This is a genomic window from Phyllobacterium sp. TAF24 (genome assembly GCF_052113785.1).
In the GTDB taxonomy this organism is placed as follows: Bacteria; Pseudomonadota; Alphaproteobacteria; order Rhizobiales; family Rhizobiaceae; genus Phyllobacterium.
On the sequence record NZ_JBFRDN010000007.1, the window covers coordinates 14,960 to 40,119 of the forward strand.

Here is a 25,160-nt window from a genome sequence, read left to right on the forward strand (position 1 = left end):
CTTTCTCCATAATTAAGGACATTTAATATCCTTATGGATAATTTATATCCTTAATTTCTGGACTGTAAAGCCATTCACGTATAAGTTGCAGACATAAGGCTTATGTCGAAAAGTATGAGGGTGACGATGGACATCGTATCTGCGTTGAGAACATTCCTTCGGGTGACTGAGACCGGCTCGTTTTCAGCCGCAGCAGCAAACCTTGATTTGACGCAGCCCGCCGTGTCCCGCCAGATATCGGCGCTGGAAGCGCATCTGAACACACGCCTTCTGCATCGCACCACAACTGCAATGACGCTGACCGTCGAAGGTGAGCAGATGATCCCGATGGCATTAAGGGTTGTCGAAGCGGTTGACGCTCTCGGCGAGGCAAGCTGCACGGAGAAGTCAGCCATATCCGGGAAAGTCCGCCTCTCCCTTCCTACGCCACTCGGGCTTTATGCAAGTGACAGGCTGGCCGGGTTGATCGAACGTCATCCGAACCTTTCCGTGGAACTGATCTTGCGCGAGGAACCATCAGATTTGGTTGGGGAAGGAATTGACCTTGAAGTTCGCCTTGGTCCGGTGGCAGACGGTAACCTGATCTGTCGCAGGATCGGATGGACAACCGCCTTTCTTGTCGCAGCACCGCACTATCTAAAAGGGCGAGTGGCCCCGGAAACGCCGGGAGACATCGACGCACATGATTGCATCTCCTATAGCCGCAGCGGGGATGGACGGGTTTGGTCGTTCTCCAGTGGCGCCAATGACATTGCCGTGCCAATTGCCCCCCGCATCATTGCAAACAACTCTGTCGCGGTTCATCGCGCGGTTCTGGCTGGAGGCGGGCTTGCGGTGCTTTCCCACATCCTTGTCTCCCGTGATCTGGAAGACGGCAGACTTGTCAATGTCATGCCCGATTTTCCACCAAGCCGCCTGCCGATCTGCGTTGTCTATTCAACCCGCCGAAACATGCCCCAGCGCGTCCGGATCGCCCTTGATTTCCTCATTGAGGCTGTGCGGGAAGACCCGATGATGGCGTCTTCGTCCTCGGCAAAAGGCATGGATGAGAATTAAGAACATCATGTCGGCGCGCCAAGCGGACACCCCTGAGCGCATTATTCACGCTTGACTCGCCATGGCAATGAGGCCCTGCTTCGGAAGATGCGGGGGCCCTCGTGGCCGTAGATGACACCTTGTGGATTGGAAAGGTTGGACACATGGCGCTGAAACGGATGGACAATATAGGAATCGTCGTCGATGACCTCGAAGAGACGATTGATTTCTTTCGCGAGCTTGGCCTTGAGCTTGAAGGACGGGCCATGATCGAAGGAGAATGGGCCGGGCGTGTCACCGGACTGGGCGATCAGCGCGTCGAGATTGCCATGATGCGTACGCCTGATGGCCACAGCCGATTGGAGCTATCCCGTTTCCTCACGCCACCTGTCATCGCAGATCATCGAAACGCCCCGGTCAATGCCTTGGGCTACCTGCGCGTCATGTTCACCGTAGATGACATTGACGACACGCTCGAAAGGCTCCGCAAGCGCGGTGCACAGGTCGTCGGCGAAGTCGTGCAGTATAAAGACGTGTATCGGCTCTGCTATATCCGCGGGCCCGGAAAACTTCTCATCGGACTCGCCCAAGAACTCAGCTAATTCGCACGATCGGGATCTGACAGGCATTTTCTCTGAAACGATGACAATAGAACAAGCCCTGATTGTTGGGCGCATCTTGAAATCGCCATATCGAAGCATCACGTTTTCTCTGTTGTCGCTCTCCAGGGTACAACATGAGGTCCGGCAACCCTTCCCCCGTTACTGCCGGGCCTCATCTTAGTTGAGCGAACCAACATTCCATCTTCCAGAAATGAAAAGCCCCACAATCCGCAGGAAAGTGGGGCTGATATAGCGCGGCCGATTTAATCGACCGAGATTACTTCTCCGGTTCGACGATCGACGGAGACTTTAATATCATCCCCTCGATAGTCGGTTCCCTCAATTATGAACCGCGACCGCGTTCTCGTAACATCGTCAACATCGCGAAGCCCCTCCGCACGCGCGATCCGCACGGCTGTTCTCTCGCTTATGTTGCTGATGCGCCGATAAGAACGTTCCATCTGAGGTTCAACAAGCCGAACCCCGCCCGGACCAATTTCGATGGATTGTGCGTATGATGGCGCTGAAGAAACCACCATCAGAGCCGCTGCTCCTGCCATTACCAGAACCTTGTGCATTACTCTCTCCTTAACTGTTCCTGCCAAGCTGTTTGACCAATGCTTCGCAGGCACCCCACAACTGACGGTTAAGAATCCGTTTAGGGCCATTGTGAGGCGAAAGGAATGAATGCACTGGCAAGGAGAAACAAGTTCCGTTCTCACAACCAGCTGTCGGTCGTCTCAAAGCAAAAGGACAACATCGTGCTTTATTTTCCGCCGGGCTTCTCAGATGCTGCCCGACCGCCACAGCGAGATCCGTCGGATGCAGTATCACCCGGATTATTGCACGGCCCCGCCATTGAAACGGAGCTTAAAAACATCGAAACTATAAATATTGACGAAATGATTACTTTCATTTTCTTTCCCCCTATTACGCAAATAATAGACATATATTTGTAGGTATTGTCAAAGTATATTTGTATAATATATATTTGAACTTGAGATAACACGTGTGTTAAGGTACCTTCAGCTACCGTTGATTGCAAACACTACAATTCCCAAGATCATAGCTGATACAAACAGCCATCCGATGGTGGGTTTAAAAATCAAGGCGGGTTTGAACATTGTTCGGCTCTTAGTTGATCGTCCTCGATGTAATGTCCAGACGTCTGGTCCATACATTTATCGATATGGTCGTTCACGACCCAACACCCGCGCATAACGAACATTGTCCCGGCGAACACCAACAACAGCAATGTCAACCAAAAGTATCTCTCCAGACGAGAAGTCTTATCCATGCTTGCGTTCTATAAGCATCCAAATCAATGAAGCAAATGTCGTGACCGCCAAACACGCCACTGCCATCATATGAAACTTTCCAAATTGCGTTGAATAATATTTTCCAATTTCCTTGAAGGCCATCAATTGACGTTTATTCTGTTCACGATAGATAGCTGCATTTTTTTCAGTGCTAGCAAACGGATTCCATGAAGGCATATTCGTTGGAAACAATCCGTTTCGCCGAACTATGCGAACAAAAAATACGACAAACAACGAGACCAAGGATAACCAAAACAGCACAAACGAAATTATCAATACGCCTTCGCCCATCACATGCTCCCTGCAATAGCTCAATGTCTTAAAAACACATGCGATCAGACTTCTTACAAACAGTCACATTCTCTTACCCGATGCCAACGCTGCAAGCACTACATTAAGCCGCGTGCTTGTTTTCCGCTGCCCTTCCCCTCAATTCACCCCGAAGTTCCTTTATCGCATCGTGGACAGGTTGGGACAGGAATGCAGCTATTTGTGTTCCGCCTGCTATGTCAAAGTCCTGTCGATACAATGATTGTATGAAAGGCGGATATCGGTGACGCAGCTCTTCTCGCAAAACATGAATGTCTATTACGGACAGATGTATTTTGAATTTGGGGCAACGTTTGATGGGGATATCGACAATTGTTTTCGCGGTCAAAGCAATGGAATATGTGGCGCGAGCGCTCCCAACTTGCTTTTCTTGATAACTGGCACACACACAGGCGAAGTTGGACTAACAATCAACCTCTTTGAAGCGGAACCCGGCATTGACGCGTCTTGGGACGAGATTGTTGAAGTTTCGTTATTATCCTCAACTGATACGGGCACGCTTCTCGAATGGGCAGCAGACAGCGGCCATGAATTCCCTATTCCTGCCGGTTCGTATCGGGCACGCTATTATGCACGCAACATGCAGGCGGGAAATGACTCCGATGGCAATGAAACATCCGTCCCAGCTGATATCTACCGACTGGATTTATGGAAAGCCGGGCCCTCGCATGACCATATCGTGAAACAAACCTCAGAGGTTGCCGCCTATTGGCACAACTGGGCGGCAAATCTGCAACGCAACAGGTAGCTGACGGGCCACACGCGTGAGCCATCCGAATATTTGCAATCTCCGGCCCTACATTGGCTGCATCGACTAAGTGTGCAGTAACTGCCCATAAGGGAGAAAAATTACCTTTGGCTGTCGGTTTTATCGCTCTCCACGCGTCTTCCTTACAAGGACATACTCAAGAGGAGACCAAGATGCTCATTATCGCAGGCCACTATTCCGTTTCACCCAAACTTCGCCAATCATATGTAGACGCTTTCGCCGATCTTGTTCACAGGGCGCGGGCTTATCCGGGCTGCATCGATTTATCAATCAGCGCTGACCCAATTGATCCAACCAGAGTAAATATGATCGAAATATGGACTTCCGACGAAGTGCTGGCGGCTTGGCGCAAGAATTGTAATCCGCCTAAGACTGGTGTCAAAATGCATGATGTCAAAGTGCAGAAGCACTATATCAGCCGGTCAGAAGCTCCATTCTGAATTTGGTACAACTCTCCATGGCGGTGAATGCCGTGGATCGAAAGATGCGTCGAATTAAGTCTTCGAAGCGCATTGCGGACCAGATTGAGAACGCATTGCCCCGCACCTTTAAAAAGGTGCTGGACAGTCAACAACTTAAGAATCGCTAAAAGAAAAATGGTGCCCCCGGAGAGACTCGAACTCCCGACCCTCTGATTACAAATCAGATGCTCTACCAACTGAGCTACAAGGGCAGCGGCGTCCGATTAGCACAAACATCCCGGATGTAAAATGGAAAAACAGCACTTTATGCAATTTTCCCGCTTTTTTTGATTGAGCAGCATTTTGCCAGATCAATCGCGCCGTGCTAGGCGATACGTCCTTGAGATGCTCGGACACGCAGGCAGCCATGAACCGGAATATTGAAACCTTCGCTTTTCTTTCCTCCGGAACACCGGAATCCGACGAGGCTATGCACAATCTCGTCAAGCTTTACGGCCAGACCGCACCGAAGGATGCCGATGTCATCGTCGCGCTGGGCGGTGATGGTTTCATGCTGCAGACCCTGCAGAACCACATGAACCAGGGCAAGATGACCTATGGCATGAACAGGGGCTCTGTCGGCTTCCTCATGAACGAGTATAGCGAGACCGACCTGAAAGAGCGTGTGGAGGCCGCACAGGCCGAAACGATCCGCCCGCTGAAGATGGTTGCAGAATCGCTTGAAGAGGGCACAGTGACCTCCTTTGCGCTCAATGATGTCTATCTGCTGCGACAGTCCTATCAGGCAGCCAAGATCAAGATCACCGTTGACGATCAGGTCCGGCTTGAAGAACTGATCTGCGATGGCGTGATGGTGGCAACCCCAGCCGGCTCCACCGCTTACAATCTGTCAGCTCAGGGCCCCATCCTGCCACTTGATGCACGGCTGCTCGCCCTCACCCCGGTTTCCCCGTTCCGCCCGCGCCGCTGGCGCGGTGCGCTCCTGTCAAACAAGGTCACGGTACGGCTCGACATCCTTGAACCGGAAAAGCGGCCGGTCAACGCTGTCGCTGATCACACGGAAGTAAAGTCGGTGCTTTCGGTGACAGTCGAAGAAGCATCCCAGTTGCGTGCAACCATTCTGTTTGACAAGAACCATTCATGGAATGAACGGATTCTCAAAGAACAGTTCCTTTATTGACAACATTAGACTAAAGTGATGCACAATTGTAACAGACTCTTAAATCTCAAGGGATGCAAGAGTTGACTTTTGTTGGTATGGGCCGTAACGCCATTCCTGCAAGACATTGTGCAATGAAAAGCACCCCATTCCATTGGCAAAATAACGGACATGTGCGGCATCGACTGCAGATAGAAAGTTAAATCTCCATTGACCACGTTCGCTGATCTGGGCCTTTCGCCGAAAGTGCTCGATGCTGTGGAAGCAGCAGGATACACCATCCCCACTCCGATTCAGGCTGGGGCGATCCCGCACGCGCTGCAGCGCAAGGATGTTCTCGGCATCGCCCAGACCGGAACAGGCAAGACTGCTTCCTTTGTGCTGCCGATGCTCACATTGCTTGAACAGGGCCGCGCCCGCGCGCGTATGCCCCGCACGCTGATCCTTGAGCCAACACGCGAGCTTGCCGCGCAGGTCGAGGAAAACTTTGTCAAATATGGCAAGAACCACCGGCTCAATGTCGCGCTGCTGATTGGCGGCGTTTCCTTTGATGACCAGTTGCGCAAGCTTGAACGCGGCGCCGATGTGCTCATTGCCACGCCCGGCCGCCTGCTCGACCATTTCGAGCGCGGCAAGCTGCTTCTGACCGGTGTTGATATTCTCGTCATCGACGAAGCCGACCGTATGCTCGATATGGGTTTCATTCCCGATATTGAGCGTATCTGCAAGCTGATCCCCTTCACCCGCCAGACATTGTTCTTCTCGGCCACCATGCCGCCAGAGATTACCAAGCTGACGGAACAGTTCCTGCATGCGCCCGTGCGTGTTGAAGTCGCCAAGGCCGCGACCACAGCCAAGACGGTTGAGCAGCAACTGGTCAAATCAGGCAAAAAAGATTGGGAAAAGCGCGCCAAGCTGCGCGATCTGATCCGCGCTGAAGAAGATGGCCTGAAAAACGCGATCATTTTCTGCAATCGCAAGAAAGACGTTTCCGAACTGTTCCGCTCGCTGGTCAAGCATGAGTTCGATGCCGGTGCCCTGCATGGCGACATGGATCAGCGCGCCCGCACGACGATGCTGGCCAATTTCAAGGACGGCAAACTGAAGATTCTCGTGGCCTCCGATGTGGCGGCACGCGGTCTTGATATTCCTGACGTGAGCCATGTCTTCAATTTCGACGTGCCTATTCATTCGGAAGATTATGTACACCGCATCGGTCGCACGGGCCGCGCCGGACGTTCCGGCAAGGCTTTTACGCTGGTCACGCCAGCCGACGTAAAACATCTTGCGTCCATTGAAAAACTGATCGGCGAAGATATCAACTGGTATGATGGCGATCTTGCCACCCTGCCCGTTTCGGAAGAAACCGACGAAGCACCACGCCGTGGCCGCAATGCCCGCGGCAAGAGTGAAACCAAGCGCAAGCCGCGCAATGAGGGCCGCGAACGCGAACGCCCGCAGTCGGAAATCGACATCATCGCCGCCGCCGAACGCGCCAAGGAAACCGGCGAACAGCCTGACGCCGTTGAAGTACCGGTCAAGAAGACCGCCGAGAAGCCGCAAAAAGCTGCCATCAAGGCCGACAATGAACAGCGCCGTGCCCGTCCTGCTGCCCCGCAGGAACAACCGCGCCGTGAACAGGAACCGCGCCGCGATCATCGCCGCGACCGAAATGACAATGATCCATCACCGGTTGGTTTTGGCGATGAAATCCCTGCCTTCATGCTGATCGATACAAAAATCTGAGGGCTCGATCGTGAATGCACCGGGCGTTGGATGTGGAATCGTCTTCTTAAGGGACGGCCATATCCTCTTGTTACAACGCAAGAAAAGCCCCGAGATCGGCGCCTGGGGTATCCCCGGCGGCAAGATCGATTTTCTGGAGACCGCCGAACAGGCAATCAGACGCGAAGCCTTTGAGGAGACCAGCCTTGAGGCTGGCTCCATCCGCCAGCTTGGCCTTAGCGAGCAGCTTTTCCACGATGAGCGCCAGCACTGGTTTGGCGTCCTGTTCCTTGCCGAAACATTTTCCGGCGAAATGCAGCTGCTTGAACCGGACAAACATGGCGGTATCGACTGGTTTCCTCTCGATAACCTCCCCGCGAAGCTTACGCTCCCGACCATTCATGCGCTGGAATTGATCCGTCAAGACGCCTGAGCCCCCTCTTACGGAGGGAGCTTTAATCAACGGGTCGGGCCATTCTGCTGACAGGTCCTGTTACTTCACCGCACGCAGCGAGGCCTCATAGGCCTTGCGCGCCCATTCGGTCATGATGTCAGGGTCATCAAACGCATCGGCAGGGATTGACCAATAAGGCATTTCGACAGTTTTTGATTTGCCTTCGTAGGTCCACCGCCGGCAACCGGCGGCCTCAAAATCCGGTGCAGAGACCTTGTCAGCCTTCAAGAGGATTTCGTCGGCAACCTCAAGCGCGAAAACCAGCCCGTGATGATAGATGCCCTTGCCGCCAAACATGCGTTTGATGGTGACGGGCCCGAGGCCGGAAAACAGGTCGTGAATCGCATCATTGTCCATGGCTTGAGTATTGCAGGCGCAAAGACGGGCGTCACGCCGAAAATTGCGCTGCCATGACGCAAGTGAGGCGGTATAACTCAGGAAGTGGCTGAAGCCAAAGCTTCCGGCTTGGCAGGGGTCAGCTCGACCGATTCGCCGCAGCCGCAGGCTGATGTCTGATTGGGATTATTGAAGACAAAGCCCGTGCGCAGAGTCGTTACTTCAAAATCCATCTGCGTGCCCAAGAGATAAAGCACGGCTTCCGGTGCTACAAATACCTTCGAGCCATCCTTTTCGACAATATCATCGCCGGGCTTGGCTTCTGTAACGAGATCAATGGTATATTCCATACCCGCGCAGCCGCCCTTCTTGATGCCGACGCGAATACCGAGCGCATTTTCGCGCGTCGCTACAATCTCGCTCACGCGGGATGCTGCAGCATCAGTCAACGTCATGACAGAAAAACGACCCATTTCTAATCTCTCTTGGTTCAGATCGTACAACGATCAGTCAATACCATAGTTAGTGTTACATAGTCGTCACCGCAAGTGTTCAAACTCACCCACGTCCCACAAACCCGCATGCAGAAGGCAGAAATCATGAATTACCGCCATCTCATTCTCTGTAGCGTCGCCGGTCTGGCGCTGAGCTTGACACCTGCGCTGGCCCAGGAGGCCAAAAAGCCCGAACCGCCAAAGCAGGAAACGGGGGCTAAGCCCGCAGCACCCACAGAGGCCGCGCCAGAAACCCCTGCCACCAAGGAAGCCCCGGCTGCCAAGGCCGAGGCCCCGAACCAGTCTGTGCCTGACTATCTTGACGACCGCAGCACGCCCGAACAGCTGGTCAAATCCTATTATAACGCCATCAACCGGCAGGAATATGCCCGCGCCTATAGCTACTATGCCGAGGAAGGCCACACACAGGCTTTCCCGCAATTCCAGGCTGGCTATGAAAACACCGTTTCAGTGGTCCTGCGCCTTGGCAAGGTTGAAAGCGAGGGCGCAGCCGGTTCCACCTATTGGAGCCTGCCATTGGCGATTGAATCGACCCAGAAGGACGGTAAGCGCACAGTTTATAACGGTTGCTATCGGCTGCGACTGGCAAATGCGGCCATTCAGGGCGTTCCCTTCGTGCCACTGTCCATTCTCGACGGCACCCTGCAGAAATTCGAGAAGCCACTGGATCAAAGCGTGCCTGAAGCGTGTGAAGCGCCCTGACGGCCTTAGAAATAACTGACAATGCTGACAATGGCGACCAGCAGGCATGCCAGCGCCGCAGCCATGGAGCCTTTTGCGTTCTGTTCTGCCTGTTCCAGCACGGATTCGGCTGCACAACTCATGGCAGACCGACCATCAAGCAATCCGGCAATATCAGCTCGTGTGAGAATCTCGGTCGATGAATGCCAGTGCCAAGCGGCCTTCAGCGCGAAGAAAATAACGCCCGCTGTGCCAAAACGCACAATCCATATGGCAATAGGCAAATCAAAAATCATAATAAAACAAATTCAAGCGCTGGGTGATGCCCCACCACATATTCGATGACATTATGTATCATCAATGGCATCCGGGACATAAACGGTTAAACTGTCTGCACCAAACGGTGCAGAGCGGACAACCATATCATGCTTGGCTACCGGACTTCTGGCAATTAGACTTTAGACGTAAGACCTTAGATTAATATCTGAGATGCGCGCGACTGGATCAGTACCAGCCGACGGCGACCTGCGCTTCTTCCGACATACGGTCGGGCGTCCATGGCGGATCGAAAGTCATGCTCACGTCAACAAAACTGACGCCTTCGACCGAGCTTACCGCATCTTGCACCCAGCCCGGCATTTCACCGGCAACCGGGCAGCCCGGCGCTGTCAGGGTCATTTCGATCTTTACGGACCGGTCGTCCTCGATATCGATCTTATAGACAAGGCCCAGCTCATAGATATCAGCGGGGATTTCCGGGTCATAGACCGTCTTCAGCGCGCCGATAACATCATCGGTCATGCGTGCCAGTTCATCGGCTGGAATAGCAGACGCAGAAACAGCACCGCTTACCTCGGAAGTCTCTACAGGTGCTTCCGGCTTCACAGTTTCGTCTTTTTCCAGTGTCTCGACTTTATCGGTCATCGTTTTCACCCAAAGAATTTCCGCGCTTTTTCCAGCGCATCGGCGAGAACATCGATCTCGTCTCTTGTATTATACATCGCAAACGATGCACGGCATGTGGATGTTACGCCGAAACGTTTCAAGAGCGGCTGGGCACAATGTGTGCCTGCGCGCACCGCAACACCCGCCCGGTCGATGACCATCGACACGTCATGGGCGTGAATGCCAGCAAGTTCGAAGGAGATGATCGCGCCCTTGCCCTTGGCATCGCCGAAAATACGCAGCGAATTGATCTGGCGCAGCCGCTCATGCGCATAATCGCGCAAATCTTCCTCATGGGCGAGAATGGCGGCGCGGCCAATCTTTTCCACATATTCAATGGCTGCCCCAAGACCAATCGCCTGAGCAATCGGCGGTGTGCCAGCCTCGAAGCGGTGCGGTGGATGGTTATAGGTGACAATATCCTCAGTCACCTCTTCAATCATCTCGCCGCCGCCCTGGAAGGGGCGCATGGCTTCCAGCTTTTCCTTGCGGCCATAGAGCACGCCGATGCCGGATGGGCCATAAATCTTGTGGCCAGTGAAAATATACCAGTCGCAGCCGAGATCCTGCACATCAACAGGCAGATGCACCGCGCCCTGACTGCCATCGACAAGCACCGGAATGCCGCGCGCATGGGCGATGCGAACGATTTCCTTGATCGGCGTCACCGTGCCAAGCACGTTGGACATATGGGTAATGGCAACCAGCTTGGTGCGATCAGTCAGCCGCGCCTCGAATTCCTCGATATGGAACGCACCCTGCTCATCAACAGGTACCCAGACCAGTTTTGCACCCTGCCGTTCACGGATAAAGTGCCACGGCACGATGTTGGAATGGTGCTCCATAATCGACAGGACGATCTCGTCGCCCTCGCCAATATTGGGCATGCCATAGCCATAGGCGACCGTATTGATCGCCTCGGTAGCGGACTTGGTGAAAACGATCTCGTCAACGGAAGCGGCATTCAGAAAACGGCGAACGCTTTCACGCGCCTTTTCATAGGCGTCCGTAGTGGCGTTCGACAGGAAATGCAGGCCGCGATGCACATTGGCATATTCATTCGAATAGGTGTGGGTGATCGCATCAATAACCGCCTGCGGCTTCTGTGCCGAAGCGCCATTGTCGAGATAGACAAGCGGTTTGCCGTAGACTTCACGCGACAGGATGGGAAAGTCGCGGCGGATCGCCTCGACGTCATAACCGGCTTGAATGATCTTCGTATCCATAGTGCCCGCGCTTTCCTGCGTTTGGGTCAAATGTTGAATGCCCGCCGGATCAACCGGCAGGCGAACAATCAGACATGAGCAGCCAGCCACTTGTCGAGAATAGCTTCCAGAGCTTCGACCAGCGGTTCGCTTTCCAGTTCTTCGATGATTTCAGCCACGAATGCCTTGATCAGCAGGCCGCGTGCATCACTTTCGGGGATGCCGCGCGCCTGCAGATAGAACAGGTGGTTGCTGTCGATTTCCGTCACCGTTGCACCATGGCCGCAAGCCACATCATCGGCAAAGATTTCGAGTTCCGGCTTGGCATCAAATTCACCATCATCGGACAGAAGCAGCGTGTTGCAGGCCATGCGCGCATCGGTCTTCTGGGCGATCCGGTTAACCTTGATCTGACCCTGAAAGACACCGCGCGCGCGATCTGTCACCACATTGCGGATGATCTGCACCGACGTGGTGTTTTCGACGAGATGACCGAGCGTCATGGTCACATCCGTATGGCTGTCGCCACCCAGCAGATTGACACCGCGCAACTGGAAATCCGAGCCTTCGCCCTTGGACAACACATGCACTTCCTGACGCACCAGCTTGCCGCCCGCATTGACGATATAAACCGTCAGCTTGGCATTGGTACCGATGGTCGCGGTGAACTGGGCAAGCTGTGTGGCTTCAACGCCCTGTTCGCGCAGGATGATCCAGACAATCTCTGCATCATCGGCAACAGTGATATTGCTGACGGACGTTGAAAAGCCCTCACCCTCGCCGCCAGTCTGACGCTCGATAATGGTTGCCTTGCTGCCCTTGCCGAACTTGACGGCAAACCGCACATGGCCCTGCCCACGCACCTGCGCATTCTGCAGTTCCAGCGGCGCTTCAAGCTCAACACCGTCGGCAAAGTTCACTGACCAGCCATCGGTCACGTAAGCGGCATTGATCTGGCCGATTGCATCGTCACCACCACGAATGGCAAGATCACGGATCGCCGATCCATCCGCCAGTCTTTCGCTGTATTTGGTGAATTCGACACCTTCAATCCGCGGCGCATTCAGTGCAACGCCGTTGGAAACGGTGGCAACAGCTGATCCCTGAATAACGGCCGGCAAGGCATTGGTACCAGCCGCGCCATCATAGGCAGCAACGCTACGCAGCAAGGTGCGCAGATCGGTATAGTGCCAGCTTTCGACGCGGCGCGACGGTAGGCCCTGCGTCTTCAATGCCTCGATGGCATTGTCACGCGCGCTGACGATTTCCGCATCGCCCGGCAATTCGCCCATCCGGTCGACGAACGAGTCGACCAGCGCCGCTTCTGCGGTTGTCGGCTGGCGTCCTGTATGAACATTCATAACGTCGCTCCTCAGGCTGCCTCGCCGATGATATCGGCATAGCCGTTCTCTTCAAGATGGAGGGCAAGGTTCTTGTCGCCCGACTTGATGACCTGTCCCTTGTAAAGGACATGGACACTATCAGGAACGATATAATCGAGCAGACGCTGATAGTGGGTGATGACAATCACCGCACGGTCAGGCGAGCGCAGTGCATTGACGCCATCGGAAACGATCTTCAGCGCGTCGATGTCGAGGCCGGAATCGGTCTCATCGAGCACACAAAGCTTTGGCTCCAGCAGTTTCATCTGCAGGATTTCCGCCCGCTTCTTTTCGCCGCCGGAGAAACCGACATTGAGCGGACGCTTCAGCATGGCGATATCCATATCGAGCGATGCTGCCGCGGTTTTAACGCGGGCGATGAAATCAGGAATTTTTAGTGGCTCTTCCCCGCGCGCCTTGCGCTGCGAGTTCATCGCCACTTTCAGGAATTCCATCGTCGCAACGCCAGGTATTTCCATCGGATACTGGAATGCCAGGAAAATGCCCTTGGCCGCACGCTCGGACGGATCGAGTTCCAGAATGGATTCGCCATTGTAAAGAATGTCGCCCGACGTGACTTCGTAGTCTTCACGGCCCGCAAGAATATAGGACAGCGTCGACTTGCCGGACCCGTTCGGCCCCATGATCGCCGCCACTTCGCCCGCCTTGACCGTAAGGTTCAGGCCGCGAATGATTTCGGTGTCCGTATCTGCGATCTTCGCATGAAGGTTGATGATCTCGAGCATTGTATTACCCTTTGAATTCCATGGGATCAGCCTTGGCGATCCCTAATATGATCTTGTTTGGCGAATGGCTGGCCCTTGGCCGCCACATGGCTATCCGACTGAGCCCTCAAGGCTAATGCCGATCAGTTTCTGCGCTTCCACGGCAAATTCCATCGGCAGTTCCTGAATGACTTCCTTGACGAAGCCATTGACGATCAACGCAATAGCCTCCTCTTCCGGAATGCCGCGCTGCATCACATAGAACAGCGCATCTTCGGAAATTTTTGAGGTCGTCGCTTCGTGTTCGAACTGGGCCGTGGCGTTCTTTGCCTCGATGTAAGGCACCGTATGCGCACCGCAATCATTGCCGATCAGCAGCGAGTCACACTGGGTGAAGTTACGCGCATTCTCCGCCTTGCGATGGGCCGAAACCTGACCGCGATAGGTGTTGTTCGACTTACCAGCCGAAATACCCTTGGAGATGATGCGGCTCGACGTGTTTTTGCCGAGGTGCAGCATCTTGGTGCCGCTGTCGATCTGCTGATGACCATTGGAAACCGCGATGGAATAGAATTCGCCGCGTGAATTGTCGCCGCGCAGGATCACCGATGGATATTTCCATGTGATCGCCGAGCCGGTTTCAACCTGTGTCCACGAAATCTTGGAGTTCTTGCCACGGCAATCGCCACGCTTGGTCACGAAGTTGTAAATGCCGCCCTTGCCTTCCGCATCACCGGGGAACCAGTTCTGCACGGTCGAATATTTGATCTCGGCATCATCAAGTGCAATCAATTCCACAACTGCCGCATGCAGCTGGTTCTCGTCGCGCTGTGGTGCCGTGCAGCCTTCGAGATAGGACACATAGGCGCCCTCTTCGGCAATGATCAGCGTGCGTTCAAACTGGCCGGTATCCCGCTCATTGATACGGAAATAGGTCGAAAGTTCCATCGGGCAGCGAACACCCTTCGGCACGTAAACAAACGAACCATCGGTAAAGACGGCCGAATTCAGCGTCGCATAGAAATTATCAGAGACCGGCACAACGGAAGCCAGATACTTTTTGATCAATTCCGGATGTTCGCGGATTGCCTCGGAGATCGAACAGAAGATGACGCCCGCTTTGGCCAGTTCCGCCTTGAAGGTCGTGACAACGGACACGCTGTCAAACACCGCATCCACAGCCACACGGCCTGACTTATAAACATTATCGCTGGCTTCTTCCTCATCGGAAGGGCTCGGCTCGCCCATTTTGCGCACGCCTGCGAGGATTTCCTGCTCTTTCAGCGGAATACCCAGCTTTTCATAGGTGCGCAGCAGCTCAGGATCGACCTCGGCAAGCGATGTCGGGCCGGTCTGGTTTTTTGGTCCAGCGTAATAAACCATGTCCTGGAAGTCGATCTTCGGATAATTCACCCGCGCCCATGTGGGCTCTTCCATGGTCAGCCAGCGTTCATAGGCTTTCAGACGCCATTCCAGCATCCACTCCGGCTCGTTTTTCTTGGCCGAAATAAAGCGGATAATATCTTCGCTAAGGCCCTTTGGCGCCTTATCCATTTCGATAAGGGTCTCAAAGCCATACTTGTACTGGTCCACATCCAGGGTGCGGACCTGATCAATAGTTTCCTGCACGGCAGGCATTGGCGTTCTCCATCCTCGCGGGATTCAAGGTCCCGCAGTTGCAAACGTCAAGGCGTGTGTCGTCTTGAATATTTGCCTCAATGTAGTGTGCTAACGCACGATTTAACACCGGTAATCACCGGATATTTTGTAATTATCGGCAAGTTGTTGCCAATAATCGCAATATTTTACGCCGCATCGGCAGCAGCCAGCTTCGACCGGTCGCGCCGCGCAACAATTTTTGTCAGCGCATCCAGAAAAAGCGCTATCTCGTCCTGCGTGGTTTCAGGCGATGTGGAGACCCGCAGGCCGCCTGTTCCATTACCAAAACCCATGGCCGCAAGCACATGGCTTGGTCCAACTTTTCCCGAAGAACAGGCAGATCCTGCCGATAGCGCAATTCCCGCCAGATCGAAAGCGATTTGAACGGTTTCCGCCTTCATATCTGCAAGACTGAAGAAGGTCGTATTCGCAAGCCTGTCGACCGTATCGCCATAGATAACCGCATCGGGTGCTATTGACCGGATACCGTCCTCGATGCGCTGCCGGTTGGTAAGCCCCCAGCCACCGGATTCAAGCTGCTCGCGGGCAAACCGCGCCGCTGCGCCAAAACCTGAGAGGATGGGCAAGGCTTCCGTTCCGGCGCGATGCCCCTTTTCCTGTCCACCGCCGCGCACGAGTGCTTTGGGCATGACCAGATCGGAAACAGCGATAATTGCGCCAACGCCCTTGGGGCCGCCGATCTTGTGTGATGACAAAATGAGATAATCAGCAGAAGCCGTTGTGATATCGAGAGGAATCCGCCCTGCTGCCTGCACGGCATCCACCACAAGAAATCCTCCTAACTCTTTGACAATCCTGCCGATTTCGCCAATGGGCTGCAAAACGCCGGTTTCATTGTTGGCAGCCTGTACGGCAACCAATGGCAGGCCCTCGCTCTTGTCATGGGCAGCGAGACGTGCGCGCAGTTGGCCAAGGTCAAGCAGGCCATTGCTATCAACGGAAACCGTTTCAATCTGCTCCGGCGCGAACTGACCGCCTGCCAGCACACATGGATGCTCGCTGGCACTGACATAAAGCCGCGAAAGCCGTACCGGTGCCCGTCCCATCACATAATGCGGGGTGAGCAGGGTTGACGCGGCCTCGGTGGCACCCGATGTAAAGAACACATGATCAGGTTTGGCATTGACGAGAGCGGCCACTTCGCGGCGGGCGCTTTCAAGAATTGCTTTTGAAGCACGGCCTTCCTGATGAACAGACGATGGATTGCCCGTCTGCGCCAAAGCATCGACCACAGCGTCGCGCGCCACCGCAAGCAGCGGTGCACTGGCATTGTAGTCGATATAGGCGCGTTTTTGGGCCATACCTGTCGCAAATCCTGTTCTTTTGAACTATGCGCTGGCGAAAAGCGCAATTTTCTTGAAATTCAACCTCGGACCAGCCTATTAAGCCGCTTCGAGACAAATTCTACACCAGTTTTGAACGGTTCTAAACTGGTTTTATGGGTGCTGTTGATCGCCGTCAAGTCCGGCTGATAAACAGGAACCCTGTGGCGAAGAGTGGAGTACACATGCCTGAAGTAATTTTCAATGGACCTGCGGGCCGTCTTGAGGGCCGTTATCAGCCTTCGATGGAAAAAAATGCGCCAATAGCCATCGTGCTGCACCCGCATCCACAATTTGGCGGCACCATGAACAACAAGATCGTCTACGATTTGTTCTACATGTTCCAGCAGCGCGGTTTTACGACATTGCGGTTCAACTTCCGTGGCATTGGTCGCAGCCAGGGCGAATTCGATCATGGTTCGGGCGAACTGTCCGACGCCGCCGGTGCGCTTGATTGGGTTCAGTCGCTGCACCCTGATTCGAAAACCTGCTGGGTCGCCGGTTATTCCTTCGGTGCGTGGATCGGTATGCAGCTTCTGATGCGCCGTCCGGAGATCGAAGGCTTTATTTCCGTTGCTCCCCAGCCCAACACCTATGATTTCTCGTTCCTCGCACCCTGCCCCTCATCGGGTCTGATACTGCATGGCGATCAGGACAAGGTTGCCCCGGCCAAGGACGTTCAGGGTCTGGTTGACAAGCTGAAAACACAGAAGGGCATCACCATCACCCAGAAAACGATGGTCGGCGCCAATCACTTCTTCACCGGCATGACCGATGAAGTCATCGTAGAATGCTCCGATTATCTCGACCGCCGTCTGAATGGCGAACTGGTCGAAGCCAAGCCAAAGCGCCTGCGCTAACGGCTTAGGGCATTCTTGCTGCATTGCAAATCCTCGGGCCCAAACCCGAGGATTTTTGTTTTGAGCAAGTTCTGTATGAAAGTGGTTCGTGGTTCGTGGTTCGACAAGCTCACCATGAGGGGAGGAGTGATGAAAGGGAGCCAAGTTCTGCAACCCTTGCGCTGCAATCTCTGCGATTAGCATTGCAACCCTCCCTCTCCCTCATGGTGAGCTTGTCGAACCACGCACGATGTTGCTGCAGCCATCAATTTAAAAAAATCATGCCAACTTATCCAACACCATCTCACCTCGCTTATTCTGATGGTGTCCTTTCCGGCGGGAATGCTCCGGAAACCTTCTGAAGTCAGGAAAGGATCGGTGATTTTGTCTGCGGGGAGAACCCAACCGCAGGGGAAAGGTTTTATCTCACAAGGGTAAAACCAGTCATCGGGACGGGTGATCCGGGAGTTTTCTTGGTTGAAACAGGAAAATCTCTGGGGAACGCATTGATTACACTACCAATACCAAGACACCCGCGTTCCCCTTATGGATCGCCCGTCTTTCCCACCTTTTCAATAGCCAGACGCGAAAGCGGGTGTGGTGATGGGGAAGCTTGTGCAGCAACTGCAATGTTGGTAGGTGTATTCACCCCCCTCTGTCCTGTCGGACATCTCCCCCACAAGGGGGGAGATCAGCCTTCAATACGGCCTTTGCACAATCTGAAACATTTCCGGTTGTGCAAAGGCGCTGATGTCAATGTGATCTCCCCCTTGTGGGGGAGATGCCCGACAGGGCAGAGGGGGGTGAGCGCTGCCGGTGCGTGGTTCGTGCAATCTACTTCCTACTCCCAACAACCACTCCACCCGGCACCGCCACATCACACCCCGTTGTCGTCGGAAACGTCAGCGGCAAGCCATCAACGGCGCGCACGGCGAGATAGGCCCAGGCCTCCGCTTCCATCGAATCGCCGTTGAGACCCAATTCCTCAGCTGCGATAACCGCTGCACCGGTCTTGGCTGCCCCATCAGTCAGATCAGCCATGATAGTCGCATTCTTGCGACCGCCGCCGCAGATCACCCACAGCGCGGGCTTGTCAGGCGCATAGGCGCTGGCTTCGAGGATTGCATCGGCGGTGACCTTGGCGAGCGTGCGCGCGCCATCCGCAAGCTCGGGATTGCCCAGATCTTCGAGCGTGAAATCATTGCGGTCGAGCGACTTTGGCGGTTTCAGAACAAAGAACGGCTTGGCCATATAACGCCCCACGGCCTCGGTCAGCACCTGACCTTCGCTGGCAATTGTTCCACCGGAATCATAGGCGATTCCCGCCTTGTCCTGCACCCATTGGTCGATCAGCGTGTTACCGGGACCCGTATCAAAGGCGATCGGATCGGCGGTCCCCGATATAATCGTCACATTGGAAATACCGCCAATATTGACAAAGACGACCGGCCTGCCCTTGCCAAGCTCGGCAGGAACCCGTGCAGCGAGCGCCTGATGATAGACGGGCACCAGCGGCGCGCCTTGCCCGCCATGCACCATGTCATTGGCGCGCATGTCGTAGACGACAGGAATAGCGGTCAGATCAGCCAGCAACTTGCCATCCCCCAACTGTACCGTCAGTTTCTCCAGCGGCCGATGCAAAACTGTCTGGCCATGAAACCCAATAATATCAATGGCATCGGCGCTTAGCTTGTGATCGGAGAGAAAGCCGAGAACCGCCTCGCCATGCCGCCTGGTCAATTCCTGTTCAATTGCTGCGAGACTGCCGGGCCGTTCATTGCGCGTGCGAATGGATTTTGCTTCACCAAGCCCCGCTTCGATGCGGCGGCGGAATGCCGACTCATAGGCGACAAAGCCTGACGGACCGCGCCGAACCTCGTTTTTGCCATCGGTTTCGAGGAGCGCGATGTCGATTCCATCCATGGATGTTCCGCTCATCAGGCCAATTGCCCGCCTTATCGCTGTCACGTCACACCCTTTCTTGTGATTCGGTTCGGAATGATGTTAAACGGCCACGTCTTGTTCGGCACGTTTCTTCATGCCGGATGCTTCCCTACGTAAAAGTTTCAGGAAAAATCATGTCTGCCTTCAAATCCGACTTTATGCACACGCTTTCCACGCGCGGCTTCATCCATCAGGTCTCCGACGAGGCTGGTCTGGATGCGCTTTTCGCCAAGGAGACAGTGACTGCCTATGTTGGATATGATGCGACGGCCACGAGCCTGCACATTGGCAACCTTATTTCTGCGACCATGCTGTATTGGCTGCAGGAAACCGGACACCGCCCCATTGCCCTGATGGGCGGCGGTACTTCCATGGTCGGCGACCCCTCTTTCCGCGATGAACAGCGCAAGCTGCTGACACCCGAGGCGATCAACACGAACATTGAGGGCATCAAGCGGATTTTCGCGCGCATTCTGCGTTTTGGCGATGGCCCGACCGATGCGTTTCTGGTCAACAACGCCGATTGGCTGATGGGTCTTGGCTATGTGGAATTCCTGCGCGATGTCGGCCGCCATTTCTCTGTCAATCGGATGTTGTCCTTCGACAGCGTCAAGCTGCGGCTGGATCGGGAGCAATCCCTCTCCTTCCTCGAATTCAACTACATGATCATGCAGGGCTACGACTTCGTTGAACTCAACCGTCGTCATGGCTGCGTGTTGCAGATGGGCGGCTCGGATCAATGGGGCAACATCATCAACGGCGTTGATCTTGGCCACCGCATGGGAACCCCGCAGCTCTACGCTTTGACCACCCCGCTGCTGACCACCAGTTCGGGTGCCAAGATGGGCAAGTCAGCCTCTGGCGCCGTGTGGCTCAATGAGGACGCCTTCAGCCCCTATGATTTCTGGCAGTACTGGCGCAACACGGAGGATGCCGACGTCGGTAAATTCCTGAAGATTTTCACACGCCTTTCGCTCGATGAAATTGCCCGGCTGGAAGCACTCGGCGGCTCGGAAATCAACGAAGCCAAGAAAATCCTCGCAACGGAAGCAACCGCTATCGTGCACGGCCGCGAAGCCGCAACGATGGCCGCCGAAACCGCCCGCACAACCTTCGAAGAAGGCGCATTGGCCGCCAACCTGCCATCCATCGATATTGCCACGGGCGAACTTGATGACGGTATCGGTATCCTGACACTGCTTGTGAAGGCTGGTCTTGCCAGTTCAAACGGTGAAGCCCGCCGCCACATTCAGGGCGGTGCTGTCCGTGTCAACGATGCCAGTGTTTCCGATGAAAAGGCGCAGGTTTCAACGGTTGATGTGACAGGTGATGGTGTGATCAAGCTGTCACTGGGCAAGAAGAAACACATTCTGGTCCGCCCTGCATAACAGGCCGATTTTGTGTGGTTCGTGGTTCGATATAACAACCATGAGGGAGATATCTTTCGCGGGATACTTCCATCTCCGTCATCCTCGGGCTTGACCCGAGGACCCACGGTTAAGGAGATTGAACGAACTTGGATGCTTGGCGCTTTTAAATTATGGGTCCTCGGGTCAAGCCCGAGGATGACGGAGATGGTGAGGTTGCAGGGAGCACTATTCTGCAACACTTGCGATTATCGTTATATCCACACTCTCCCTCATGGCGAGCTTGTCGAACCACGAACCACAACCCCGCTCCCACAACAAAAGCCACCCACAATGGTCGTGGTTTTCCTCACTGAAACTCAAATATCGACCTGAATATCCCCGGAGCAATCACCGAAATCGGATTGACGATAATCTGTGGCTGTTTGATTGGGCCCTGCAGCTTATAGGTAATGCCGATCAGGCCGCGATCCCGGCCATTGCCGAGCAGCAGGCCGAGCACCGGCAGTTCGCCAAAGATGCGATTAATGCCATAGGCGGGCATGAACGTGCCTGTCAGAGCCATATTGCCCTGAGGATCACTCAATACACCTTGGAACGTCGTCCCAATAGTCGAACCGCGTACAACGCCATTGGCGAGATTGATATAATTCTTGCCCTTTTCGATCTGGGAAAAGCCCCGCTCGAAAGTAACCGTCGACACATCGATATTCTTCTTCACCGCGTCGTTAAGGCTGGTACCGTTTGGCGACGAAGAAACGAGGCTCGCCAATCTCGGTTCATTGACGAGGGTGAAATCTCGCGCATCGATCTGCCCGCGCAATGGGCCATCGCCTTTGGAATCGAGCGTGACGGTGATGCTGCCGCCCTGCATCTTGTCGTAGAAGCCGGTAAAGCGCAGCACGGCCCCTGCATCCTTCGACTGAAGGTTGACGGAACGCGCGCCACTTTCCGAACTGTCCGTGGCGATGACCTTCTGGCCGGATTTCGTTACCGCGTTGAAAGCCAGACCGGAAACATTGGAACCGACGCTCTCATAGGACAGTGATACATTGCCAAAGCTTTCCGAAAAGAAGCCTTGAACATCATCAATATCCGCATTGACGAGAACACGTTTCTTGTCGCTGTTATCGCCGCTCTGCTTCTTGTCGGTCACCTGATTGAGCAGGGAGCGCGCGTCAAATGACTTGCCTTTGACATCCGCCCGGTAGCCATAGCTGGTGCGCGATACCTTGACGGCAATATCATCGGTGCGGTTGAGGCTGACCTGACTGAAATCCGCACTGGCAAGGTCGCCTTTGACCACGGATATGTCTCCGCGCAACCGGAAGGTTTCGCCGGAGATATCGAGATTTTTGATGCTGATATTGTCCGCATCCTGCTGCAGGCCGAATTTCGCCGTGGCTTTCACCCCGGCGCCTTTGGTCCAGCCAAGCTGTGCCAGCTTCACTTCGGCTTTGCTCAGGTCAGCAGTAGCAACCTGACCGCCATCAGCCGATTTATCGATATCGACAGTAATTGGCCCCGAAATAAACGGATCAAGGCTTGGGAATAGCGTATTGCGCGTTTTATCGTCCAGTTGCAGCGAGACCGATTGCCTGCGCTTGGCAGGATTGCTGCCGAGCGGTTCAAACAGTGTAATATTGGCTGGAACACCATTCAGCTGCGCCTTGACGTCAATATTCGCCTCGGTGTCATTGACGTTAAGCGTGCCGTTGGCATTGGTGATCGTCTGGCCATCGAACTTCTTGGAAAGGTTCACGCCATTCAGATCGATCGCGGCTGACCATTGTAAACTTCCCTGCGGCGCGTGGCGTGTCACCGGAAATGTCACAAGAACATGGGTTTTGACATCGCCGCTAATATCATCTGGCGTAAAGGGCACACCCTTCACCGCATTGATCGGCTTAAAACCGGCGATCTCGGCAATAGCAGAGGCATCACCGGCAATGTTCAGATCAAGCTCTGAAAGCACCGGACGTTGCGGACCCCATGGAATGATCAGCGTACCATCAACAATGCGCGCCTCGCGGTTGCCGGGCGTAAAGGCCGAACCTTTCAGCAGCTTGATGGTCGTATAGGCGCCGCGCACGCTGATAGCCCCATCAGCATCGCGGATAGGCGGCAAATCTCCAACAATGTCGAAGCGCGTATCCTTTACGTTGAAATCAACCTGCACTTCATCGGCCGTCAAGGGCGGTGGTTTGCCGGGACCATCGAAACGGCCAGCGGCAAAAATAACGTCGATACGGCTGTCCTTTACCTCGCCGCCCACGATATTATCGAGAACCCAGCGACGCGCACCGGTGGCAATCCAGATCGGCCATAGCTGCTTGACCTGCGCTGACGGCATCTTTGGTACACGCAGCGCAAGCGTCATGGCTGGCGATCCCTTGCCGAAGGTTGCACTGCCCTGCCCGTAAAGTTCGTTCTCGCCATCGCTGCGCACGGCGATCTCGGACAGGTCCAGTTTTTTCTCACCCGGCGCGTATCGTCCGGTCACTCGCGCATTGAACACAAGCGGTGGCTCTGTGGAATCCTGCGGCGCGGAACTGGCTTCCTGCGTGAGCAGCTCAAAACGATATCCGGGATTCGCGACCTCTCCCACAGCTGTTGCATCGTCAGGCAATGGCTCTGGCCCGATGGCACCTTCAACAACGCCCTTGAAACCACCGAAATGGATGCTAGACGGTGTAATCTCGACCTTTTTCGTGCCGAACACATGTTCGAAATTGATCTGGGTGCTGGCGCCCATGTCCGAAACATTGCTGATACTGACGGGACCTTCGCTCACATTGAGCGAACCCCAAACCCGCATCGGCACGGTCGGCGCACCGGCAACCCCGTCTAGCTTGATTTCAGCTTCGTTGTTATAGGCAAAATACGAACCATCGGGCTTTATGCCATCGGCATCCGGTACAGGCGCTATGCCGTGCGTGCCAATGAGCGGAATCTTGCTGATCGCCAGTGAGAATGAATCGATCTTGGCACCGATGGCTGCGCGTTTGACCTGCGCCGACACATCGATCACCTTGCCCCGCCATTCGACTGTTCCCTTGATCGCGACGGGACCGCCCGTTTCAGCCAGTTCCAGATTGATAATGCGCAGGCTTTCCGGCTGACCGGCAACGGTGAAATCAAAGGTCGTATCGGAGACTGTGATGTCACGGGTTTCGCGCTGATCCAGCAAGGAAACAGCATTCTGCAACCCGGTAAAAAGCAGCTCCGAAATGCCATCAAGATTAACAAGACCGCGATCATCCTGCGGCACAATCGACATGAAGTCGAAAGGCTCCTGACTGGCAACCTTGATCTGCGCCCCATCAAGCCCAAGACTCTGTACCTGCACATTGCCCTGTAAAAGCGGCAGCGTGGCCAGACCGATGCGCACCGAGCGGATATTCTTTATCTCCACACCGCGTTTGACGTCGGAAATGTTGACATTGCGCGCTTCAAGCGCGACGTGCCTGCGTTGATCAAGCGAGATTTGAGCCGATTGGATCGTGGCATCGGTATCGGGGCCGACAACGGATTTGAGCGCAGTCTGCGCGCGCTGGGTGAGCGCTTCGCCGCCAATGCCGACACGCAACACCACAAAGGCTATTCCGGCGAGAACCACAAGAAGAAGCAGGAATGACGCCAATGCGCCACAGACGAATCGAAACCGCGAGCGGCGGGCAGGCATAGCTACCGGCACCTCGCCCTGCTCGACCGCAGACGGGTAATGATGAAATTTCAGGAAGTCGCGCTTTGTAAAACGGACTCTTTTCGGTTTCTCTGTCAAATTCCCAAGCCAATTGAGGAATCATGTGGGAAACCGTAGACGATTCCCTTGCCTCTCTTATAGTTGCCCAAGTGAGGCTCGCATTCAATGATGAAAGAAAGGCATTCCTATGACAACTCTGGAAATCGGCAATCCCGCTCCGGACTTTACCCTTCCCCGTGACGGTGGCGGCACGCTTTCGCTGGCGGAATTGCGCGGAAAACCTGTTGTCCTGTATTTTTATCCAAAGGACGATACAAGTGGTTGCACTCAGGAAGCCATCGAGTTTTCCGGACTGAAGCCCGAATTTGAAAAGCTTGGCGCGAAAGTCATCGGCATGTCCCCCGATCCAACCAAGAAGCACGACAAGTTCAAGACAAAGTATGATCTGAAGGTTGATCTTGTTGCCGACGAGGAAAAGACCATTCTGGAAGCCTATGGCGTCTGGGCTGAAAAGAGCATGTATGGCCGCAAATATATGGGCGTTGAACGCACGACCTTCCTGATCGATTCGAACGGCAAGATCGCAAAGATCTGGAACAAGGTGAAGGTTCCGGGCCACGCAGCCGAAGTTCTCGCGGCCACCAAAGCGCTCTAGGTCATCTTGTCCTTGAAATGAATGGAAAAATGCTACTCCGTTA

The 25,160-nt window shown here is 54.5% G+C and carries 25 protein-coding genes and 1 tRNA gene; 12 read left to right on the plus strand and 14 right to left on the minus strand.

Features of this window, described 5'->3' with window-relative positions; translation table 11 throughout:
- The first annotated feature begins 126 nt into the window (after positions 1-126).
- Positions 127-1,056, plus strand: coding sequence for a LysR family transcriptional regulator (locus tag AB4Y96_RS08160; protein ID WP_441916572.1), 930 nt, complete (start codon positions 127-129; stop codon positions 1,054-1,056).
- Positions 1,057-1,199: 143 nt separating this feature from the next.
- Positions 1,200-1,637: a VOC family protein gene (locus AB4Y96_RS08165; protein WP_091877049.1), complete on the plus strand. Its 438-nt coding sequence runs from the start codon at positions 1,200-1,202 to the stop codon at positions 1,635-1,637.
- A 263-nt stretch (positions 1,638-1,900) separates the two neighbouring features.
- Here AB4Y96_RS08165 and AB4Y96_RS08170 read toward each other — a convergent pair whose 3' ends face one another.
- Entirely contained in the window at positions 1,901-2,215 is a 315-nt protein-coding gene (locus AB4Y96_RS08170) for a PepSY domain-containing protein (RefSeq protein ID WP_441916574.1), read from the minus strand.
- Between the two features lie 105 nt (positions 2,216-2,320).
- Here AB4Y96_RS08170 and AB4Y96_RS08175 point away from each other — a divergent pair, with 105 nt between their 5' ends.
- A complete protein-coding gene (locus AB4Y96_RS08175) occupies positions 2,321-2,596 on the plus strand; it encodes a hypothetical protein (protein ID WP_441916576.1) in 276 nt (91 codons plus the stop codon).
- Positions 2,597-2,926: 330 nt separating this feature from the next.
- Here AB4Y96_RS08175 and AB4Y96_RS08180 read toward each other — a convergent pair whose 3' ends face one another.
- Positions 2,927-3,247 (minus strand): hypothetical protein, encoded by a 321-nt coding sequence (locus AB4Y96_RS08180; RefSeq protein ID WP_441916578.1) that lies wholly within the window; start codon positions 3,245-3,247, stop codon positions 2,927-2,929.
- Between the two features lie 262 nt (positions 3,248-3,509).
- Between AB4Y96_RS08180 and AB4Y96_RS08185 the strand changes: the two genes are divergently transcribed.
- Both AB4Y96_RS08185 and AB4Y96_RS08190 read left to right on the plus strand, forming a co-directional pair.
- Complete coding sequence (locus AB4Y96_RS08185; RefSeq protein WP_441916580.1) at positions 3,510-4,034, plus strand: hypothetical protein; 525 nt, start codon at positions 3,510-3,512, stop codon at positions 4,032-4,034.
- A gap of 173 nt (positions 4,035-4,207) precedes the next feature.
- Positions 4,208-4,495: a putative quinol monooxygenase gene (locus AB4Y96_RS08190; RefSeq protein WP_441916581.1), complete on the plus strand. Its 288-nt coding sequence runs from the start codon at positions 4,208-4,210 to the stop codon at positions 4,493-4,495.
- Between the two features lie 157 nt (positions 4,496-4,652).
- On the opposite strand, the gene AB4Y96_RS08195 is transcribed toward AB4Y96_RS08190, so the two are convergent.
- Positions 4,653-4,728: transfer RNA gene (locus tag AB4Y96_RS08195), tRNA-Thr, on the minus strand.
- Positions 4,729-4,883: 155 nt separating this feature from the next.
- On the opposite strand from AB4Y96_RS08195, the gene AB4Y96_RS08200 reads away from it, so the two are divergent.
- The 3 genes from AB4Y96_RS08200 to AB4Y96_RS08210 all read left to right on the plus strand — a co-directional run bounded on the left by AB4Y96_RS08200 (position 4,884) and on the right by AB4Y96_RS08210 (position 7,794).
- On the plus strand, positions 4,884-5,657 hold the full coding sequence (locus tag AB4Y96_RS08200; RefSeq protein ID WP_091877056.1) for an NAD kinase: 774 nt from the start codon (positions 4,884-4,886) through the stop codon (positions 5,655-5,657).
- 189 nt (positions 5,658-5,846) lie between these two features.
- On the plus strand, positions 5,847-7,382 hold the full coding sequence (locus AB4Y96_RS08205) for a DEAD/DEAH box helicase (RefSeq protein ID WP_441916583.1): 1,536 nt from the start codon (positions 5,847-5,849) through the stop codon (positions 7,380-7,382).
- A gap of 10 nt (positions 7,383-7,392) precedes the next feature.
- Positions 7,393-7,794, plus strand: a complete 402-nt coding sequence (locus AB4Y96_RS08210) for an NUDIX domain-containing protein (RefSeq protein WP_441916585.1) — start codon at positions 7,393-7,395, stop codon at positions 7,792-7,794.
- 60 nt (positions 7,795-7,854) lie between these two features.
- Here AB4Y96_RS08210 and AB4Y96_RS08215 read toward each other — a convergent pair whose 3' ends face one another.
- Positions 7,855-8,172 (minus strand): TfoX/Sxy family protein, encoded by a 318-nt coding sequence (locus AB4Y96_RS08215; protein WP_091877061.1) that lies wholly within the window; start codon positions 8,170-8,172, stop codon positions 7,855-7,857.
- Positions 8,173-8,249: 77 nt separating this feature from the next.
- Positions 8,250-8,624, minus strand: a complete 375-nt coding sequence (sufA, locus tag AB4Y96_RS08220; RefSeq protein ID WP_091877062.1) for a Fe-S cluster assembly scaffold SufA — start codon at positions 8,622-8,624, stop codon at positions 8,250-8,252.
- A gap of 126 nt (positions 8,625-8,750) precedes the next feature.
- On the opposite strand from sufA, the gene AB4Y96_RS08225 reads away from it, so the two are divergent.
- Positions 8,751-9,368, plus strand: a complete 618-nt coding sequence (locus AB4Y96_RS08225; protein ID WP_441916587.1) for a hypothetical protein — start codon at positions 8,751-8,753, stop codon at positions 9,366-9,368.
- Positions 9,369-9,373: 5 nt separating this feature from the next.
- Here AB4Y96_RS08225 and AB4Y96_RS08230 read toward each other — a convergent pair whose 3' ends face one another.
- The 7 genes from AB4Y96_RS08230 to AB4Y96_RS08260 all read right to left on the minus strand — a co-directional run bounded on the left by AB4Y96_RS08230 (position 9,374) and on the right by AB4Y96_RS08260 (position 16,585).
- Positions 9,374-9,631 (minus strand): hypothetical protein, encoded by a 258-nt coding sequence (locus tag AB4Y96_RS08230; RefSeq protein ID WP_139210358.1) that lies wholly within the window; start codon positions 9,629-9,631, stop codon positions 9,374-9,376.
- A gap of 220 nt (positions 9,632-9,851) precedes the next feature.
- Positions 9,852-10,271: an SUF system Fe-S cluster assembly protein gene (locus AB4Y96_RS08235; RefSeq protein WP_091877068.1), complete on the minus strand. Its 420-nt coding sequence runs from the start codon at positions 10,269-10,271 to the stop codon at positions 9,852-9,854.
- Positions 10,272-10,276: 5 nt separating this feature from the next.
- On the minus strand, positions 10,277-11,518 hold the full coding sequence (locus AB4Y96_RS08240; RefSeq protein ID WP_441916589.1) for a cysteine desulfurase: 1,242 nt from the start codon (positions 11,516-11,518) through the stop codon (positions 10,277-10,279).
- Positions 11,519-11,586: 68 nt separating this feature from the next.
- Entirely contained in the window at positions 11,587-12,858 is a 1,272-nt protein-coding gene (sufD, locus tag AB4Y96_RS08245; protein ID WP_441916591.1) for a Fe-S cluster assembly protein SufD, read from the minus strand.
- 11 nt (positions 12,859-12,869) lie between these two features.
- Positions 12,870-13,625: a Fe-S cluster assembly ATPase SufC gene (sufC, locus tag AB4Y96_RS08250; protein ID WP_091877072.1), complete on the minus strand. Its 756-nt coding sequence runs from the start codon at positions 13,623-13,625 to the stop codon at positions 12,870-12,872.
- A 90-nt stretch (positions 13,626-13,715) separates the two neighbouring features.
- Positions 13,716-15,242 (minus strand): Fe-S cluster assembly protein SufB, encoded by a 1,527-nt coding sequence (gene sufB / locus AB4Y96_RS08255; protein ID WP_091877074.1) that lies wholly within the window; start codon positions 15,240-15,242, stop codon positions 13,716-13,718.
- A gap of 167 nt (positions 15,243-15,409) precedes the next feature.
- A complete protein-coding gene (locus AB4Y96_RS08260; protein ID WP_441916592.1) occupies positions 15,410-16,585 on the minus strand; it encodes a cysteine desulfurase family protein in 1,176 nt (391 codons plus the stop codon).
- A gap of 206 nt (positions 16,586-16,791) precedes the next feature.
- On the opposite strand from AB4Y96_RS08260, the gene AB4Y96_RS08265 reads away from it, so the two are divergent.
- On the plus strand, positions 16,792-17,466 hold the full coding sequence (locus AB4Y96_RS08265) for an alpha/beta hydrolase (protein ID WP_091877079.1): 675 nt from the start codon (positions 16,792-16,794) through the stop codon (positions 17,464-17,466).
- An 813-nt stretch (positions 17,467-18,279) separates the two neighbouring features.
- Here AB4Y96_RS08265 and AB4Y96_RS08270 read toward each other — a convergent pair.
- A complete protein-coding gene (locus AB4Y96_RS08270; protein ID WP_441916594.1) occupies positions 18,280-19,413 on the minus strand; it encodes an anhydro-N-acetylmuramic acid kinase in 1,134 nt (377 codons plus the stop codon).
- A 110-nt stretch (positions 19,414-19,523) separates the two neighbouring features.
- On the opposite strand from AB4Y96_RS08270, the gene tyrS reads away from it, so the two are divergent.
- The gene (tyrS, locus tag AB4Y96_RS08275; protein ID WP_441916596.1) at positions 19,524-20,777 is read left to right on the plus strand and encodes a tyrosine--tRNA ligase; all 1,254 of its coding nucleotides are present in this window, start codon (positions 19,524-19,526) and stop codon (positions 20,775-20,777) included.
- Positions 20,778-21,105: 328 nt separating this feature from the next.
- Here tyrS and AB4Y96_RS08280 read toward each other — a convergent pair whose 3' ends face one another.
- The gene (locus AB4Y96_RS08280) at positions 21,106-24,441 is read right to left on the minus strand and encodes an RNA-binding protein (protein ID WP_441916598.1); all 3,336 of its coding nucleotides are present in this window, start codon (positions 24,439-24,441) and stop codon (positions 21,106-21,108) included.
- Positions 24,442-24,649: 208 nt separating this feature from the next.
- Between AB4Y96_RS08280 and bcp the strand changes: the two genes are divergently transcribed.
- A complete protein-coding gene (bcp, locus tag AB4Y96_RS08285; RefSeq protein WP_091877088.1) occupies positions 24,650-25,117 on the plus strand; it encodes a thioredoxin-dependent thiol peroxidase in 468 nt (155 codons plus the stop codon).
- Positions 25,118-25,160 lie beyond the last annotated feature (43 nt).